Origin of the sequence: Nostoc sp. (genome assembly GCF_036917395.1) — a bacterium.
GTDB lineage: Bacteria > Cyanobacteriota > Cyanobacteriia > Cyanobacteriales > Nostocaceae > Nostoc.
Genome location: NZ_JBALDI010000072.1, coordinates 1 through 19501 on the forward strand (window position 1 = coordinate 1; position 19501 = coordinate 19501).

11 protein-coding genes and 1 pseudogene are annotated in these 19501 nt (G+C 43.3%); 7 read left to right on the forward strand and 5 right to left on the reverse strand.

The window, feature by feature from the left end; genetic code table 11:
- The 3 genes and pseudogenes from V7K46_RS24305 to V7K46_RS24315 form a co-directional block, all read left to right on the forward strand.
- Nucleotides 1–336: pseudogene (locus V7K46_RS24305) on the forward strand (photosystem II D2 protein (photosystem q(a) protein)); the annotation flags it as partial.
- Entirely contained in the window at nt 320–1711 is a 1392-nt protein-coding gene (gene psbC, locus V7K46_RS24310; protein ID WP_335117683.1) for a photosystem II reaction center protein CP43, read from the forward strand. The pseudogene V7K46_RS24305 and the gene psbC, both read left to right, overlap by 17 nt.
- 129 nt (nt 1712–1840) lie before the next feature.
- Nucleotides 1841–2026, forward strand: a complete 186-nt coding sequence (locus tag V7K46_RS24315) for a PCP reductase family protein (protein ID WP_335117685.1) — start codon at nt 1841–1843, stop codon at nt 2024–2026.
- Between the two features lie 348 nt (nt 2027–2374).
- On the opposite strand, the gene V7K46_RS24320 is transcribed toward V7K46_RS24315, so the two are convergent.
- Complete coding sequence (locus tag V7K46_RS24320) at nt 2375–3211, reverse strand: SWIM zinc finger family protein (RefSeq protein WP_335117687.1); 837 nt, start codon at nt 3209–3211, stop codon at nt 2375–2377.
- Nucleotides 3212–3433: 222 nt separating this feature from the next.
- Here V7K46_RS24320 and V7K46_RS24325 point away from each other — a divergent pair, with 222 nt between their 5' ends.
- Nucleotides 3434–4816: an FAD-dependent oxidoreductase gene (locus V7K46_RS24325; RefSeq protein ID WP_335117690.1), complete on the forward strand. Its 1383-nt coding sequence runs from the start codon at nt 3434–3436 to the stop codon at nt 4814–4816.
- 16 nt (nt 4817–4832) lie between these two features.
- Here V7K46_RS24325 and V7K46_RS24330 read toward each other — a convergent pair whose 3' ends face one another.
- Complete coding sequence (locus tag V7K46_RS24330; RefSeq protein ID WP_335117692.1) at nt 4833–8168, reverse strand: DEAD/DEAH box helicase; 3336 nt, start codon at nt 8166–8168, stop codon at nt 4833–4835.
- A gap of 142 nt (nt 8169–8310) precedes the next feature.
- Here V7K46_RS24330 and V7K46_RS24335 point away from each other — a divergent pair, with 142 nt between their 5' ends.
- Both V7K46_RS24335 and V7K46_RS24340 read left to right on the forward strand, forming a co-directional pair.
- Nucleotides 8311–8817 carry a GNAT family N-acetyltransferase gene (locus tag V7K46_RS24335; protein ID WP_335117694.1) on the forward strand — a complete coding sequence of 169 codons (507 nt, stop codon included), beginning with the start codon at nt 8311–8313 and terminating at the stop codon, nt 8815–8817.
- Nucleotides 8818–8958: 141 nt separating this feature from the next.
- The gene (locus tag V7K46_RS24340) at nt 8959–11115 is read left to right on the forward strand and encodes a polyribonucleotide nucleotidyltransferase (protein ID WP_298914094.1); all 2157 of its coding nucleotides are present in this window, start codon (nt 8959–8961) and stop codon (nt 11113–11115) included.
- A 1517-nt stretch (nt 11116–12632) separates the two neighbouring features.
- Here the strand turns inward: V7K46_RS24340 and V7K46_RS24345 are convergent.
- Nucleotides 12633–13574 (reverse strand): N-acetylmuramoyl-L-alanine amidase, encoded by a 942-nt coding sequence (locus V7K46_RS24345; RefSeq protein ID WP_335117696.1) that lies wholly within the window; start codon nt 13572–13574, stop codon nt 12633–12635.
- Between the two features lie 557 nt (nt 13575–14131).
- On the opposite strand from V7K46_RS24345, the gene bchH reads away from it, so the two are divergent.
- Entirely contained in the window at nt 14132–17869 is a 3738-nt protein-coding gene (bchH, locus tag V7K46_RS24350) for a magnesium chelatase subunit H (RefSeq protein WP_335117698.1), read from the forward strand.
- 41 nt (nt 17870–17910) lie between these two features.
- Here the strand turns inward: bchH and V7K46_RS24355 are convergent, their stop codons facing one another.
- Nucleotides 17911–18732, reverse strand: coding sequence for a glycosyltransferase (locus V7K46_RS24355; protein WP_335117700.1), 822 nt, complete (start codon nt 18730–18732; stop codon nt 17911–17913).
- 443 nt (nt 18733–19175) lie between these two features.
- Complete coding sequence (locus V7K46_RS24360) at nt 19176–19487, reverse strand: hypothetical protein (RefSeq protein WP_335117702.1); 312 nt, start codon at nt 19485–19487, stop codon at nt 19176–19178.
- Nucleotides 19488–19501 lie beyond the last annotated feature (14 nt).

Here is a 19501-nt window from a genome sequence, read left to right on the forward strand (position 1 = left end):
GAAACCTACTCAATGGTGACGGCAAACCGTTTCTGGTCACAGATTTTTGGTATTGCTTTCTCTAACAAGCGCTGGTTGCACTTCTTCATGTTGTTCGTGCCAGTCACAGGCTTGTGGATGAGCGCCGTCGGCATCGTCGGTTTAGCCCTGAACTTACGGGCTTATGATTTCGTTTCCCAAGAATTACGGGCGGCGGAAGACCCGGAGTTTGAAACCTTCTATACCAAAAACATTTTGCTGAATGAGGGTATCCGCGCTTGGATGGCTCCTCAAGATCAACCCCACGAACAATTTGTATTCCCTGAGGAGGTATTACCACGTGGTAACGCTCTCTAATAGACCAAATATCTTAGGCGGCACTGGACGCGATATAGAATCCACTGGCTTTGCCTGGTGGTCTGGTAACGCACGTTTAATCAACCTATCTGGCAAACTACTGGGTGCTCACGTTGCCCACGCTGGTTTGATTGTATTCTGGGCTGGAGCGATGACCTTGTTTGAAGTCGCTCACTTCGTTCCTGAAAAGCCCATGTATGAACAGGGCTTGATCCTGTTACCTCACCTCGCCGCTCAGGGTTGGGGTGTTGGTCCTGGTGGTGAAGTCATTGACACCTTCCCCTACTTTGTTGTCGGTGTACTCCACCTAATTTCCTCAGCCGTCCTTGGCTTTGGCGGTATCTATCATGCCGTCCGTGGCCCAGAAACCTTAGAAGAATACTCTTCTTTCTTTGGTTACGACTGGAAAGATAAGAACAAGATGACCAATATCATCGGGTTCCACCTGATTATTTTGGGATGCGGTGCGCTGCTGTTGGTAGCAAAAGCAATGTTCTTTGGTGGGTTGTATGACACCTGGGCACCAGGCGGTGGTGATGTTCGGATTATTACCAATCCGACGCTGAACCCGGCGGTGATCTTCGGTTATGTACTCAAGTCTCCCTTCGGTGGCGAAGGCTGGATTGTCAGCGTCGATAACTTAGAAGATGTGGTCGGCGGTCACATCTGGATTGCCTTCATCTGTATTGCTGGGGGTATTTTCCACATTCTTACCAAGCCTTTTGCTTGGTCACGTCGTGCATCCATCTGGTCTGGTGAGGCTTATCTCTCCTACAGCTTGGGCGCTCTCTCCTTGATGGGCTTTATTGCCTCAATCTTTGTTTGGTTTAACAACACCGTTTACCCCAGCGAATTCTTTGGTCCTACCGGTCCAGAAGCTTCTCAAGCTCAGGCTCTGACCTTCTTGATTCGTGACCAACGCTTGGGTGCTAACGTCGGTTCTGCCCAAGGCCCCACTGGTCTAGGTAAATACCTGATGCGCTCTCCTACTGGTGAAATCATCTTCGGTGGTGAAACCATGCGCTTCTGGGATTTCCGTGGTCCCTGGCTGGAGCCTCTACGTGGCCCCAATGGTCTTGACCTGGAAAAAATCAAAAACGATATTCAGCCTTGGCAAGCTCGTCGCGCTGCTGAATACATGACCCACGCTCCTCTGGGTTCTCTGAACTCCGTGGGTGGTGTGGCTACCGAGATTAACTCCTTCAACTACGTATCTCCTCGCGCTTGGTTGTCGACTTCTCACTTCGTACTAGGATTCTTCTTCCTAGTTGGTCACTTGTGGCACGCTGGTCGCGCACGGGCTGCTGCTGGTGGTTTTGAGAAAGGAATTAACCGTGATACTGAGCCAGTGATGTTCATGGACGACCTTGACTAGGTTGTAAAGTTTATTTCATCACTGATAATTAAATAGTTTAGAGGCTCTTGCATAAAAGCAAGGGCTTTTTTTATAAGAAAATTAATAGTTTACTGATTAACTGAGCGACTTACCAATATAATTAATACCATGAGCTATTCCAATTTTATTGATGCTTTGCAATGGACATCTGAAGCTAAGGAAAAATTGCAAAATATTCCCTTTTTTGTCCGCGCTCAAGCTAGAGCCAGAATTGAACAACTGGCTCGTGAAGCAAACCAAGAGATTGTGACAGCCGATTTGGTAGAACAGGCTAGGCTTGAGTTTGGACAATAAAACATTCTGGAGGTCGTAACAATGACAGTCGCCAAAAATTTAGCAGACCGAGTAATGCTTTAGGACATTAGCTAGCAACAGTTTGAAAATCTTCTAAAAGACTTGGGAGAGCATCGGCAGCACGGTTAGCTTCTGATCGCACTACTTTAGAAATTATGACACCTTTACCTGAACACGAACATTACAAAGAGGTAATTAGCGATTTGGTCAAAGAAATCGCTGATGTGCTGGATTTGGACTCAGATATCAGGAAAATCTTCTTTCTTTATCCATAAATAAATTTAGGCAAATCAAGACTTTGTTTAGATTTTTAATTTTGACTTATTCAATCTAAAATCTAAAATTCCGTCAACTTCCTCCCATATTCATTGCTGCTAAAACAGCTTTCTGGCTGACATCTGTATAAACCGTAGTCAAATACTTCATTACCACATCACTCGAAGTTGAATTTACTGCATTTTCCTCTTCCTTCGCTAGAGGAATTGCTCCTAAGACATCTAATACCGTCTCGCTAATTGACGGCGCAATCACTACCAAAGATGACTCTAGTGGCTCATTGTATTGCCAGAAAGAGTCAATTTTTACCGAGTATTTGTTATTAGGAATTGACTGTTGAATATCGAGCGTTTCTGTGGCATTTGGTTGAATTTTTGCACTACGTAATTGACGTAAATCGCTGATAATTTGCTCTTTGGTGCGTCCGCGCAATTGAAATAGTACAAAGGGGTCTTCACTGAAGCGATCGCCTAACTGATAGTACAGCGCACCAATATGTTTACAGGGATTTGCTTTATCAGGACAAGAGCATTTACTCTGGACATCACCAAGGGTAAATGGAAATATCGAAAGACCATTAGCTGTGAACACTTCCTCTATATTTTGTGGCATTTCTCCTGCTAGTAGTTTGGCAGCAAAAATTGCCCTTTGGGACATGGTTTCAATTACATAACTCCACTGTTCATCGCTAAAAGGTTCAAGGGAAAGGGAAACTTTATAAGGTTCTACTTCACTACCTTGCACCCTAGCTAATACTTTTGCACCTTTAAATTCGATGCTGAGAACATTTCCTTGACGAGCATAATTTCTCGCACGTTCTAAACGCTTTTTAAAGCGATAAGAATCTAGTAAATCTAGCCATTGTTGTGACCACCATTCGCGGCTTGCTTGTAATGTGTAATTAGTCATAAGTCAATTCAAAATTATGGAATAGATGCGCGATTTATCGTTTTATGACAGTTACTTAAGACTATAGCGCTTATAGTTGGGAGCATATCAGTTTTGTAAATATGCAAATATACCTACAGACTGGAAGTTTGGGACAATACAGGGGCGTAAAACCTTAATTACGAATGCAGTTTGTGTTCTGAACTCGTCTTATTTATTTACAAGACGCGCTTGTGTTGAGTATTGATCGCGGTCTTTGGCGGGAAATGCAGTTTTAACTTTATCAACACTTTAGTTTTTCAGCAAAACTTTATTCAGATTAATCACTGCATTGCCCCATTCGTCCTTAGTCATAACCCACTTTTTGGTATCGTATGTGATGATGCTCCTCAGTTCAAATTAATCATTAAAGTCATACTTTGGAACAAGGTGAACGGGATGATTAAAGTCAATTCGACCGATAATGTCTTAGATGTCGCGATCATTGGAGCCGGGCCAGGTGGACTCTGTGCCGCTCATGCTTTAGCACGACTTGGCTTCTCTATCGGGGTTTTTGAGCAAGCCCACCTGTTGCGACCAATTGGTGCTGCCCTGGGGATGGGTGATTCCGGCTATGCTGCCCTAGCGGAGATCGATACTGAACTGGCGCAGCAGGTGCGCCAGTTGGCGGTGAATCCCAAACAGCAGATGTTGATGCGGCCAAATGGCGAGGTTCTTTTTGCTGATGAATCCCCGCTTGCCGGGACAGGCTTCACCTGGTTATGCTGGTATAATCTACAGACCTGTCTTTATAAAGCACTGCCCGCGACGGTATCACTTCATCTCAACCATACCCTTATCGGTTTCACTCGGACTTCAGTCCAGGGACAAGAGCAATTGCATTTGAAATTCCGTCAACAGGAAGATTTCTGTGCCCGACTTCTAATTGGTGCTGATGGTTATCACTCTGCGGTGAGAAGCATTACCGTTGCAGATGGTGCCCCTCTTTACACAGGAACCATGACCTGGAGGGGGATTGTGAAGCGGAAAAACTTGCCCCCACTTGCCGCTCCGTTCATTGAATCTGCTGGATTTCAACTTGTAGTTGGAGAAAAAAAGAACTTCTGGATAATGGATGCGGGTACGGAATTACTTGCCTGGGGTGGCACAGCCCTACGTTTGAATCACTCGAAAAGTTTATCAGCGCTAGAGACGGTACTCCAAATATTTGAGCAATGGCCTCCTCTGGTTGAAAGTGTGATTAGAACCACTGAGCCTGCGTCCATCATCGAAACTGGTGTCTTCGACAGGGAACCAGTGCCGCAGTGGGGGGACTTGAGACGTGTGACCCTACTGGGTGATGCGGCTCACCCAATGCGGCCATCGTTGGGATTGGGCACAACTATGGCCATACAGGATGTGGTAACCTTGGCTAAGGTTCTAGTCCATACTGATCTAGGTGATGGGGAACAACTCGGTCTTGCTCTACGCACTTACGAACAGGAGAGGATTGCCATTTCGGCCCCGTTACAGCGCCTTGCCCGACAGGAGGGTGCTAATTCCCATGCTGAAGATCAGGCAGAGCAGCTCAAAGAAAGATTTTTAGCTGCGCTGGCAGCACGTAGGCAGGCATCCCAGAAGTACTAAAGTACTTACTACGAAATTATTCGGCATCATCATCAATTACTGCACTGCGGTCAAGTATTAGTAAGTTGCGAAGTTGGTCTGTATCCAGTTCAGTCAACCATTCTTCACCAGCACCCACAACTTGTTCAGCCAATTGTTTTTTACTTTCAATCATGTCATGAATTTTTTCTTCTAAAGTCCCAGTGCAAACAAATTTATGTACTTGCACATTCCGGGTTTGACCAATCCGAAATACTCTATCTGTAGCTTGATTTTCTACGGCTGGGTTCCACCATCTATCAAAGTGGAATACATGATTTGCTCGTGTTAAATTCAGTCCTACACCACCTGCTTTCAGAGAAAGAATCATAATTGGGGGCCCTTGCGGGTCGTGTTGGAAACGGTCAATCATTTCCTCTCGTTGTTTTTTACTGGTACTACCATATAAAAAGAATATTTCTCGCCCAAGCTGTTTTTCTAAATAGGGTTTAAGTAATTTACCCCACTCAGCAAATTGTGTAAAAACTAAAGCGCGATCGCTTTCTGCTAAAACTTCTTCTAACATTTCTTCTAGCCGCAGAAGTTTGGCTGAATTATGTTGCTCTAATGTCGCCTGTTTCAAATATTGGGCTGGGTGATTGCAAATTTGTTTGAGTTTGATTAGTAAAGCTAAAATCATCCCCCGACGTTGCAATCCTTCAGCAGAATCTATCTCTGCTAAAGATTGTTCTACAACTTGTTGATAAAGTGTAGCTTGTTCACCAGTCAGACCGCAAAATACAGTCATTTCTTGCTTATCTGGTAAGTCTTGAATGATGTCGCGATCGCTTTTCAATCGTCGCAGTATAAAAGGTTGAACTAATGAACGTAATTGATTCAAAGAAGCCGTATCACCATACTTTTCAATTGGCATGGCAAACCGCCGCTGGAAAAATTGCCGATTGCCTAAATATCCTGGATTCAGAAAATCTAAAATAGACCAGAGTTCTTGCAGCCTATTTTCTACTGGTGTCCCCGTCAACGCAATCCGAAACGTCGCTTCTAATTGCCGTACTGCTTTTGACTGTTTCGCCTCTGGATTTTTCACATTCTGGGCTTCATCTAAAACAATTATCTGCCAAGATACACTTTGCAATGACTTGATATCTCGATGAAGAAGTGAGTAGCTGGTAACGATTAAATCGTGATTTTTTGCTGCTTCTAAAAATGCTTTCCCTTTTGGGCGTTTGTCACCGTGATATTGCAAAATTTTCAGGGTTGGTGCAAATTTATTAACTTCCCTTTCCCAGTTGCCTAAAACAGAAGTTGGACAAACTAGCAGTGTTGGATTTTCTAATGCATCTTGTTCTTTGAGATGTAATAAAAAAGCGATGAACTGAATAGTTTTACCGAGTCCCATATCGTCCGCCAGACACGCGCCTAAGCCCCAACGTTCTAAGAATGACAGCCAAGCAGCACCTCGTTCTTGATAAGGTCGCAACTGTCCCTGAAAGCCTGTTGGTGTGGGCAAAGGTGCGATCGCCTGGTTATTTGTTAGCGCCCCAATCAACTCTTGTAATGCCCCAGATGCCTCAAAGCTGACCACTGGTAATTTTTCAATTACCTGGGTATCTCCTGTACTAAAACGTAAGGCATCTTCTAAGGAAAGCGCCATTTGGTCTTTGCGAGTGGTAAAAAAAGTTTGGGCTGTTTTGATATCTTGGGTCCGTAATTCCACCCACTCGCCGTTAATTTCCACTAATGGACTATTTAAAGCCACAAGTCTATCAAACTCAGCTTTGGAAATAGTTTGTCCACCAATTGCCAATTGCCATTGGAAATTTAGCAGACTTTGCAACCCTAAGCGTCCCTGCTTTTTCTTTGGGGTTTCGGCAGTAATTTTCAAACCCAAACGGTTCGCCCATCCTTCACGGTTAGCTAAACTGGGAGGTAAAATTACTCCCAAACCACTGTCTTCCAACCTCCAAGCTACAGCTTTAATAAACTCGTATGCTTGGATGGGGTTGAGACGAGAAGATTGGGGATATTCGGTTTCTAAACTGGGTGCGTAGGCGCTTTGCGCCTTGTCGCCAGACATCGCTGGGTATAATCGGGAAGCTACCCCCAAACCCCGCAAAAATGTTTCTTGTGGTTGCTCAATTGTCCGATTTTCATAAACCAACCTTTCAACTGGATTGTTCCAAATAGTTGCTGCATCCACCAAAAACTCAGGATTATCAGCCGCTTGCAGGAAATAGGCTAATGTCCAATCTGTTTCGCCAGACTCCGGAGAACGCAGTTGAAAACAGGTACGAAATAGAGTTTTAAGAGTTAATTGGTATTGTAGCGGCATAGTCCAAGCCTTCAGTGCCGCTTGCAGTCGTTCTATTTCAACTGCATCTGCATTAACTGGATGAGATGCACTAGTTAAAGCTTGTAACCACTCTCGCACCGCAGCTGGTAATGCCGCAGCTACGCCCGTCGTAGACATCGCCTTAGCTTCAATTGGAGGTTGAGAACCTACCATCCCTCGCACTTGGGCATCTATCGTACTGTTAAGAAATCCCAAAAGTAATTCTTGAGGTTCGATGGGGAAATTTACATAGATTGGGCATTGGGCATTGGTTATTGATTCTTCTCCCCCCACTCCCCACTCCCCACTCCCCACTCCCTCTTGATAAGTACGACAAACCAACGGCATGTTCACAGAAAATTTTTCTAGGCGGGTTCCATCTACAGCACTGTCTAGGAGTACTTGCCATTTAGCAGCAAATGCACCATCTGATTGTCGGTCAATTGTTGGTAAAAACTTACACCGCGAGATTAAATCTAAACTCCATCGGGCAACCTGCGACCAAAAACGTAAATCTCCTCCTAAAAAGGCATCTTCCCCTTTAGCAGCATTTAAGGGAACAGCAGCGAGAAATTTTACCGCCTCGCTGGGGTTGAGGCAAAAACCCTCAACTCGCCACGGTTGCAAATATTGTGGGGAGTCTGTATCCAGCCCCAAGCTGGCAGAATGTACAGGGAAAATCCCTACTGTTCCTTCTTTACTTTCTTCTGGGATATAAGTTGGCAGAGCAATTATTTGGGAGTGCGTTGGCATTATCTCAGTGGCACTTGCTGCTTTGCGCGTTAGCGTAGCTCCTCCTTTGGAGGTTCGCCCAGTAGTAGCCATAGCAACTTGAGGTTGCTGGATGAAGTTAGTAATTGCCATGTTCTGTGAAGGCAACCACTCATTCAACTCAACTGATGACATTGCCAATGGATGTAGTGGGATATCTTCAGATCCATTAGACTCGAAATTCACTCGTGGCGATCGCCAAGTTTCTCCCCAAATAAATAAACAACCCTTTTGACTTTTTAGTAACCAATTTCCGTGTAAAATCGCCATTTGCTAACTACTTATAGTTTCCCAAAACTCATGAACTAAAATTGCAACTATTCTACTTTTCGCATCTTCTCAATAAAATCTTTAGTCAAATTTTGCAGACAATAAATATTTTAGTAATTATTGCACATAAACATTATTAATAATGAGACTTTCCTTAATTAAAGTGTTAAAAACCGGAATGCTGGTTGAACTAGATTATATGCATCCTCAGGAACAGGAGGTTGTAAGAGCATTACTCAATCTTGTAATTGTTGAAGGTAAAACTTATCCCCAAAAGCAACCTCTATCTCAGGTAGAATTTTCAACTTACTGGTTAAGCAAGGATGCCTTTGTTGTCAGGACATCTATTCAGGATGCTATACACAAACCAAAAGAAATATTAGGGGCGTTTTATTTAAAGCCAAACTTTCCTGGTCGGTGTTGCCATATTTGCAACGCTGGTTTTATTGTACAACCTGGCTTTGGCGGTCAGGGGATCGGGCGGTTCATGGGAGAGGCGATGCTCTTGATAGCAGCAAGCCTGGGCTATAAGGCAGTAATGTTCAATTTGGTCTTTGAAACTAATATACCTTCAATTACACTTTGGCAGTCGTTAGGATTTGAGATTATTGGGCGCATTCCGCGTGCGGCGAAGCTAGAGGATGAATAGGTGATAGACGCGCTGATCATGTATCGCGCTTTGGGTTGAACAACAAGTCTGATCTTTGTATGTACTAGAAGTCAGTCATAGGGCATAAATGTTAGGATTGCCACAGAAAGAGAATAGCGAAAGAGAAGGAAAAAAAACTGAATGGCAGAAGTTGACAAGTCAATATCCTTCGATGGAAGGGATATTCGACTGAAAGTAGGCTTACTAGCTCCCCAGGCTGGTGGGTCAGTTTTGATAGAATCAGGGGACACATCCGTTTTAGTTACGGCTACGCGATCGCAAGCCAGAGAAGGCATCGATTTTCTTCCGCTCACAGTAGATTATGAAGAAAGGCTATATGCCGCTGGTAGAATTCCCGGAGGGATCATGCGGCGAGAAGGTCGTCCACCAGAAAAAACAATTCTCACCAGCCGTCTTATAGACCGTCCCATGCGTCCCCTGTTCCCCTCATGGCTACGGGATGACCTACAAATTATTGCCTTAACGCTGTCGATGGACGAGTTAGTGCCACCCGATGTGTTAGCAGTTACAGGTGCTTCCATTGCTACCCTGATTGCCCAGATTCCTTTTAATGGGCCAATGGCAGCAGTGCGGGTTGGTTTAGTGGGAGATGATTTCATTATTAACCCCACTTATGCAGAAATTGAAGCTGGAGATTTGGATCTAGTAGTAGCAGGTTCACCACATGGGGTGATCATGGTGGAGGCGGGAGCCAATCAGTTGCCAGAACGAGATATTATCGAGGCAATTGACTTTGGTTATGAAGCAGTGCGTGACTTAATCAAAGCGCAGCAAGATTTAGTAGCAGAACTGGGCCTAGTAATAGTGCAAGAAGCACCACCACAAGTAGACCAGACGCTAGAAAATTATATCCGCGATCGCGCTAGCAGCCAGATTAAGAAAATCCTCTCGCAATTTACTTTCACCAAACCCGAACGCGATGCAGCTTTAGATGTCGTCAAGGATGAAATTGTCACGACGATTAAGGAACTGCCAGAAGAAGATCCAATTCGAGTTGCCGCAACTGCAAATAGTAAGGCACTTGGTAACACTTTTAAAGATATTACCAAATACTTCATGCGGCGGCAAATCGTTGAAGATAACGTTCGCGTTGATGGTCGTAAACTCGATGAAGTCCGTCGTGTTTCTTGTTTAGTTGGTGTCTTACCAAAGCGAGTCCACGGTAGCGGTTTATTTAACCGAGAACTAACTCAGGTATTATCCACTTGTACTCTGGGTACACCTGGGGATGCCCAAAACCTCAACGATGACATGCAGCTAGACCAACATAAGCGTTATCTGCATCATTACAACTTCCCGCCGTTCTCAGTCGGGGAAACCAAGCCAATGCGTTCTCCAGGAAGGCGCGAAATTGGTCACGGGGCATTAGCAGAGCGATCGCTCCTACCTGTGCTACCCTCAAAAGAACAATTTCCCTACGTGATTCGCATCGTATCGGAAGTACTTTCCTCCAACGGTTCCACCTCAATGGGTTCAGTCTGCGGTTCTACCCTCGCCTTAATGGATGCTGGTGTGCCAATTATCAAACCCGTCAGTGGCGCAGCAATGGGTCTGATTAAGGATGGGGACGAAGTGCGAATCCTGACCGACATTCAGGGCATTGAAGACTTTTTGGGCGACATGGACTTCAAAGTTGCTGGGACGGATACCGGAATTACCGCCTTGCAAATGGATATGAAAATCTCCGGTTTGTCGTTGGATGTTATTTCCCAAGCCGTCCACCAAGCCAAAGCAGCCCGGTTGCACATTCTGGAAAAAATGCTTGCCTGCATCGATCAACCCCGGATAGAAACCTCACCTTATGCCCCACGTCTGTTAACAATCAAGATTGATTCAGACATGATTGGTCTGGTCATCGGGCCTGGAGGCAAGACGATTAAGGGGATCACTGAGGAAACTGGTGCTAAAATTGACATTGAAGATGATGGCACTGTGACAATTTCTGCTGTGGATGAGAACAAGGCCAAAAGAGCCAAAAACATCATCCAAGGCATGACCCGCAAGCTGCATGAAGGGGATGTCTACGCAGGACGCATCACTCGGATTATACCGATAGGTGCATTTGTGGAATTTCTGCCTGGAAAAGAAGGGATGATCCACATCTCACAACTAGCTGACTACCGCGTTGGCAAAGTTGAAGATGAAGTAGCGGTGGGCGATGAAGTGATTATCAAAGTGCGCGAAATTGATAACAAAGGTCGGATTAATCTCACCCGCTTGGGTATCCACCCAGATCAAGCAACAGCAGCACGGGAAGCGGCGGCGGTGAATCGGTAACTCGATTTGGGATTTTAGATTAAATCTAAAATCCGCGATGCCTACTGTGAAGGCATCGCCGTATGCTTCTCTAATTAGTTGCCAAACTGCTCTAAATAAACTTATCCCGCTCCCAATTATTAATTTATTTATTAAATACTTGGCAGATTTAAGGTATTATATTGAATTTTATATCAGTGTGTTGAAGTTCATCGACGCATCTCGCCGGAATATTGAAAACCGCATAACTTCGTTGACATGCGTCGATGCCTTGTGTAAGAAGGCTTTCAGGCTACAAAATTGACGATTTTTTTTCTTCATCAAGAGATGTGTCGATTAGGGGGTCTAAAACCCGCTCCTAGTAAGGGTTCCAGAAGTTAACTCTTTTCATAACCACTTTCCTTAACAGGGATGGAAACAAGTGATTCTTACTGTAATTGCGAGATAGCCTTGCCAGATACCTTCCAAGTTGTAATCTTTCCCTAACAAAATCCCCGCAAGGGGACGAAAATAATTAAATTATCGCGTCTTCCTCAATTTTAGCGGCGATCGCACTGAAATTCCGGAAATATCGGCCGAAGGTAGCGAGCACTCGCGCCAATAACTTATACCAATTCATGAAAACCCAGATACAGATAGATTTCTCGTAAGGGCATGGCAATGTCCATTGGTGTCAACTTAATAAAACTTTTTTAAAACCTCGTTTCCAGTCTCTGACTGGAAATGCATACCCTGGCGGCTCTGCCGCTAGGAGAGGGAGACGGAGCCTCCGAACTGGCATTCCCAGTCGGAGACTCTTAACGAGGCAATCTCTGAAAAGTCTATCTAGACAGACTTTTACGTTAAGTTGACACGTATGGGCAATGTCACCCCCCTACCAACGTATTTGTATTATTATTAAAGTCAGATACTCCAAATTCTGTTTGAAAACTACTTAGTAGGTGACTATATCGAGCCTGGGAAAGTTGAAGAAAAACTTGTTGGAGGTATTGTCAAGGCAATGGAATAAGGAGAAAAACAGCTTTTTAGATCGTCCAGTGATTAGCGTTGTACCAGGCTTAATATGACATCGGAAATAAATTTGAAACCCCAAAAAATTGTGTTTACCTATACAACAAAGTAGTAACAATTGTTATAGGCTTGAAAAGCCCTTTACTTTTATACTTTTGGCGAAACTTCACCGCCAAAAAAGCACCAGAGCGATAGGAAATTACTTGTGACCAAGTGTGATTGATACTTATCAAACACAAACCTGGTTAAGTTGAACATATTCCTGTCAGCAGCATAGATGATTTCCTACGCCCTGGTTATTTATTTTCATTATTTTAGGTCAACAGCTTCAGGCGATACCCTCCTTTTTAAACTTTGTCATTGCTTAATGCTGAATGAACAGCGATGCCTGCGGCGGGCTGCGCCAACGCTCTGAGACTGGGGCAGGTTCGGTTGGAAGTTTACTACACCTTTTCAGAAATATTCTTAATGACATCCAATACCAACTTCAACAATTCATCTACCTTGAATAATACCTACCCCTGAATCTAACCAATTAATTTCTGCCAGCTAACAGGCCCGACAATTCCATCGGCATCTAAACCATTTTGCTTTTGAAAGTTCTTAATTGCAAGCTCTGTTTGCGGCCCGTAGACGCCATCATTCTCAACACCTAGACGATATTGCAAGTATTTGATAACTGCATTACCAGCATGGTTTGGTCTGAGAATTCGTTTTGCCAAAATTAAATTTATGGCATTCCATGTAGCTTCGTCAGCAATTCCAGTTGGCTGAACCCCTACAATAGTCTGAAATTTTTCTACGGTAGATTTTGTATTAGCCCCGGTGAAGCCATCTTCTACTAATGCCTTACCATTTTTATCGGTTATCTTTAGTCGATTTAAGGCTTTTTGCAGTCTGAGAATAGTAGTATCTACATTCTGCTCTTCATCTGGTACGGGGTTAACAGGAACACTTGACACTTTACCAGTTAAGCCTTTGACGATCGCATTAGCCATTGCTTCTGGATTATAAAGATTCATATCTTTTTGCGAATCGACAAAGCAACCTTCTACAAGAATCGCAGGCATATCCGTATTTTTCAGAACAAACAAGTGGGAACCACTCTTAACACCGCGATTAAAAAATCCTAACTTGACGATTTCATCTAATACAGGTTTAGCGATTTTTCTGCCAGTATCGCTAGTTGCAAATACTTCTGTGCCATTAGCTTGCCCGTTAAAGGAGTTAAAATGAATCGAGACGTAAATATCTACTTTACTCCCATTAGCTGTAGAACATCTTTTTGAAAGCGATTCCCGGACTGTACTAGCACTACTTGGTCTACATACTACGACTTCATTTCCCAAAGCTCTTAACTTGGCTATAACTCTATTACCAACATCTAAAGTTAAATTATCCTCAACTTTGATTCCTCTGGCTCCTGTGTCTGGTGGACAATTGTGCCCACTATCAATTCCGAATTTCATGATTTTATCCTCAACTTACTTATTTTTACGTTAGTTCAAAACTCTTCCAATTATATAGACAAAGTTTTGTTAATAAATTTGTTGAAGTACTTGTTAGCAATGTCCGCATTATTTTAAGCATTATTGCGCTGGTAAGTAAAATAAGTTTTTCTGCGACCATTGCAAGCAGATTCTATGTGGTTAAACCCGCTGATTGCAAGATTTTTTGGAAGAAAAAACACAACCATCATAATTTATCAAAATCGGAAATAATCCGGTGATTGTTGCAATAAATTGAAATGCAGCAGTTACCCCCATTGTTAAGATAATAACGCTTCGTAAAAGTAGAAAGCTATGACAAATCTACCTAGTGCAAGAAGGCAGAGGGGCACAGAAGCAGAGGGGTAGAAGGAAGAAAAGCGATAATACAGGCTTTTGTGCCTGATCGAATGGTCTGTTTATTTTTGCCATTCTGTACTAGTACGCTTGAATGACCGGAATCTGTGGGTAGATATTTAACAATCAACCTATGAGCCAGTTTAAAATTTAAGTAAAGAAATATTTCGTAGCTTACAGGCATGAAACGCATCGTCTTGGTTGCTGGGTTTGAATCGTTCAACGCTGACTTGTATAGGAAAGCAGCTTTTTTGGCTAACTCTCGCTGTCCTGAGTTGGATATTCGGGTATTTAGCGATCGCGATCTTACTAGCAAACGTACCGAGGTAGAAGCAGCACTTCATGACGCTGATGTGTTTTTCGGCAGCCTGCTATTTGATTATGACCAGGTTGTGTGGTTGCGCGATCGCATTGCCCAAATTCCCATCCGTCTGGTGTTTGAGTCAGCCTTGGAATTGATGAGTTTAACCAAGCTGGGTGACTTTGCGATTGGTGACAAACCCAAAGGAATGCCCAAACCAGTTAAATTCATCCTCGACAAATTTAGCAACGGACGAGAAGAAGACAAACTCGCTGGTTACATCAGCTTCTTAAAAATTGGCCCTAAACTACTGAAATATGTACCAGTGCAAAAAGTTCAAGACTTACGCAACTGGTTAATTATCTATGGTTACTGGAATGCTGGCGGTTCAGAAAACGTCGCTTCATTATTCTGGACACTGGCAGAAAAATACTTGGGTTTAAAAGTCGGCGATATTCCCGCGCTAATTGAAACCCCTAATATAGGATTACTGCATCCCGATTATCCAGGATTTTTTGAATCGCCCCGTGAATATCTGGAATGGTATAAAACCTATTGTGGAGACGCGATGAATCGCGTCTCTACAAAACCGATTATCGGGATTTTACTTTACCGTAAACACGTCATCACCAAACAACTCTACATTCCCCAACTGATTCGCAGTTTTGAATCAGCCGGGTTAATTCCTTTACCCATCTTCATCAACGGCGTGGAAGGACATGTGGCGGTACGGGATTTGATGACAACCGACTATGAAATTCAGCAACGACAACTAGGTAATATCGAGACTCCCTCACTATCTAATGAAGCAGTCAAAGTGGATGCGATCGTTTCGACAATTGGCTTTCCTCTGGTGGGTGGCCCGGCTGGTTCAATGGAAGCAGGGCGTCAGGTGGAAGTAGCAAAGCGCATCCTCACTGCCAAGAATGTACCTTATATTGTTGCTGCACCACTGCTAATTCAAGATATTTCCTCGTGGACGCGCCAAGGTGTCGGCGGATTGCAAAGTGTAGTGTTATATGCGTTACCAGAATTGGATGGGGCTATTGATACCGTTCCCCTCGGTGGTTTGGTGGGCGAAAATATTTATCTGGTTCCTGAACGGGTGCAGCGATTAATTAGTCGGGTAAAAAGTTGGGTGTCTTTGCGGCAAAAACCTGCATCGGAACGCAAGATTGCCATAATTTTATATGGGTTTCCTCCAGGTTATGGTGCTGTGGGCACGGCTGCATTATTAAATGTGCCGCGTAGTTTGCTGAAGTTTCTCCATGCACTCAAAGAACAAGGTTACACCGTCGGAGATTTACCAGAAGATGGGGAAGAATTGATTCGCTGGGTGAAAGAAGCGGATGAATCTTTAAATGACGCAAAGAATATCCCTGCATCTGTCAACGTCCGCACATTAGAAAAATGGTTGGGATATCTGCAAACTTCCCGTATCGAAAAACAATGGAAATCTCTGACGGGAACTGGAATTAAAACTTATGGCGATGATTTTCAGATTGGCGGTGTGCAATTAGGAAATGTGTGGATAGGTGTACAACCACCTTTGGGGATACAAGGTGATCCCATGCGCTTGATGTTTGAAAGAGATTTAACGCCTCATCCGCAATATGCCGCTTATTATAAATGGTTGCAAAATGAGTTTCAAGCTGATGCTTTAGTTCACTTTGGAATGCATGGGACGGTGGAATGGTTGCCTGGTTCTCCTTTGGGGAATACGGGTTATTCTTGGTCGGATATTCTGTTAGGAAATTTGCCTAATCTATATATATATGCGGCGAATAATCCGTCTGAGTCGATGTTGGCAAAACGTCGCGGTTATGGTGTGTTAATTTCTCATAATGTACCGCCTTATGGTCGGGCAGGTTTGTATAAGGAATTGGTGGCGTTGCGAGATTTGATTTCGGAGTATCGGGAAGATCCACAAAAGAATTATGTCTTGAAGGAAGGGATTTGTAAAAAAATTGTGGATTCTGGGTTGGATGCAGATTGTCCGTTTGAGGATGCTAAACGGTTGGGGATTGCGTTTACTCCGGAGAATGTGCGGATGTTTAGCAGTCATGCTTTTGATGATTATTTGGTGGAGTTGTATGAATATTTGCAGGTTTTAGAAAATCGGTTGTTTTCTTCTGGGTTGCATGTTTTGGGGGAAAGGCCGAGTGAGGAGGAGTTGGGGGCGTATTTGGAGGCTTATTTTGGGGAGGAGGAGGAAGAAAACGAACCGCAGAGGCAAGGCAGTGCGTTGGGCGGGTTCCCCGACTTGAAGCAACTGCCGCGCAGAGAACGCAGAGAGGAGAGAGAAGAGGAGGGAAGAGTAATAAGGGATTTGTTGATGCAATCTACGGATGAGTTAATGAATTTGTTGAGGGGGTTGAATGGGGAGTATATTCCGCCTGCACCTGGGGGGGATTTGTTAAGGGATGGGGCTGGTGTTTTGCCAACTGGGAGAAATATTCATGCTTTAGATCCTTATCGGATGCCTTCGCCTGCTGCTTATGAACGGGGACGGGAAATTGCTCAAAAAATTATTGTGCAGCATTTGGATGAATTTGGGAAATATCCTGAAACGATCGCAGTGATGTTATGGGGATTGGATGCGATTAAAACTAAGGGTGAATCTTTGGGGATTCTTTTGGAGTTGGTGGGGGCTGAACCTGTTAAGGAAGGAACTGGTAGAATTGTTCGTTATGAATTGAAGCCGTTGGTGGAGGTTGGACATCCCCGTATTGATGTATTGGGTAATTTGTCTGGGATTTTCCGCGATAGTTTTGTCAATATTATCGAATTGTTGGATGATTTATTTCAACGGGCGGCTGATGCTGATGAATCGGAAGATCAAAATTTTATTAAAAGACATGCTTTAGCTTTGAAAGCCCAAGGGGTGGAAAATGCATCGGCGAGATTGTTTTCTAATCCGGCGGGTGATTTTGGTTCTTTGGTGAACGATCGCGTCGTGGATGGTAACTGGGAATCTGGTGAGGAGTTGGGGAATACTTGGCAAAGTCGCAATGTATTCAGCTATGGGAGAGAAGATAAAGGTCAAGCTAGACCGGAAGTGTTGAATACTTTGTTAAAAACTAGCGATCGCATTGTTCAAGAAATCGATTCGGTAGAATATGGTTTAACTGATATTCAAGAATATTACGCTAATACGGGCGGTTTGAAAAGGGCAGCAGAAAAACAAGGCGGGAAGAAGGTTACAACCAGTTTTGTGGAAAGTTTCTCGAAAGATACTACACCGCGTAAGTTAGATGATTTGCTGCGAATGGAGTACCGCACTAAGTTGGTAAATCCTAAATGGGCGCAAGCGATGGCGAATCAAGGTTCTGGTGGTGCTTTTGAAATTTCCCAACGGATGACGGCGTTAATTGGTTGGGGTGGTACTGCCGATTTTGCCGATGATTGGGTTTATGACCAAGCGGCTGATACTTATGCGTTAGATGCAGAGATGGCGGATAAATTACGCAAGGCAAATCCTGAAGCTTTTCGCAATATTTTAGGGAGAATGTTGGAGGCGCATGGGCGGGGTTTCTGGGAAGCTGATGGTGAGAAGTTAGATAAGTTGCGGCAATTGTATGAGTTGACAGATGAGGAATTAGAAGGGGTCGTTGTTTAATTCAGTATAAATATTGAATTAATCTTGAAACTGTTTAAGTATCAATTAGGATTGCTATATAAATACTGGCGTTTAAGTCGCTCATATAAACAGGTTATATTATAAGTTGCATTTTTATCTAAATTATTTTGCCGCCAAATCTCATTCCATAGGTGTACTGCATAGCTATTCTTTGTAATCATACCCGATTTGGTAGAAGGTATAATTATTGGTTTTATCCAATCCTTTGCTAATTGAAAAGCCTTTTGAAATGTTAGTAATTCTTGATTGTAAACTATCTTATTTACAGCCCTCCATGTGATTGGACAAAATATCTCATGACCAACAACATGCTGTTGATAATTTAATTCAGAAACTGCTTTTTGAATTAAGACTGGACCAGTATCCGCGAATTTAAGAGTATTTGGTTCAGCTTTGTCACTGACTTCAACAAGATAAGCAGCCAAATAACTATCTTTAGGTATTTTGAGAACACAATTATTAGCAGCTTCTCCCTGTTGCCGTTCACAACTTGAAGCAATTACATACTCTGATTCAAAATTAAATGGTTTTAGACATACAATGTCTGTATCTACCCACCAACCCCCCTTAATTTTTAGGAGGTGATACCTGAAAAGATCCGCAAATCCTGCATAACTTCCTTTCCCCCATCCTACTGAGTAAGTAAAAATCCTTTCTGCTGGCAAAATTTCATTACCATTTTTAACAGTCGTACCTTCTGGGATATTCTTAACATCGTCATAAATATATAAGTGATACTCATGCCCATTTGACAAAAAAGAGTTAATAGATAACTGCTCCATTAAGGATAGTTCATTTCCTAACCATAAGCTCTGTATTATTCGATTTGCTGCTTGTATCATGTCTATTTACGCTTGTAATTAACGATAAAATTAAGTTATATGCTTCCAGCCGTAGCAGAAATACTAGGGCTTGGAGTCTGCGTCGTAATGATGCAAGACTGCTTTGGAATTGATAAATTCTTGTTGGAGTTTACACTAGTTAGGAGTGCAAAACTCAGAAAGCTCATTCTATAAAGCATAAAAATTAAGGCGTTGGTTCCTGGAAACATCTTAAAGGATGTTTGAAAAGTCTAAGAGCGTGTGTTTCACTACCCTAGCCACTGAGAAACTGCAACGAGAGAATCTGGGTTTTGGGATTTGCGATCCGGCGCACATCCGAAGCCTGCGGGCATCACGCCCCTGAGTCGTAGTAATGACATACTTATAAATTTTCCCACCTACCTACTTACAGCTATTTTCAACTAAATAGATCACGCACTCTTGGGCACAGCATTGCTGTGCCCCTACAACAGATGTGGTTCAAATACATGAAAACTGCTGTAATTGTATCGACTGACAATGCGATTGTTTCGACTGACAATGCGATTGTATCGACTGACAATGCGATTGTTTCGACTGACAATGCGATTGTTTCGACTAACAATGCCATTGCATCGACTGACAATGCCATTGTATCGACTGACAATGCCATTGCATCGACTGACAATGCCATTGCATCGACTGACAATGCCATTGTTTCGACTAACAATGCCATTGCATCGACTTGCAAAAATTAACTCACGTTTCCTTAACTTTGTTCTATCTAAAAATCTCATTTACTGTTAGTTTT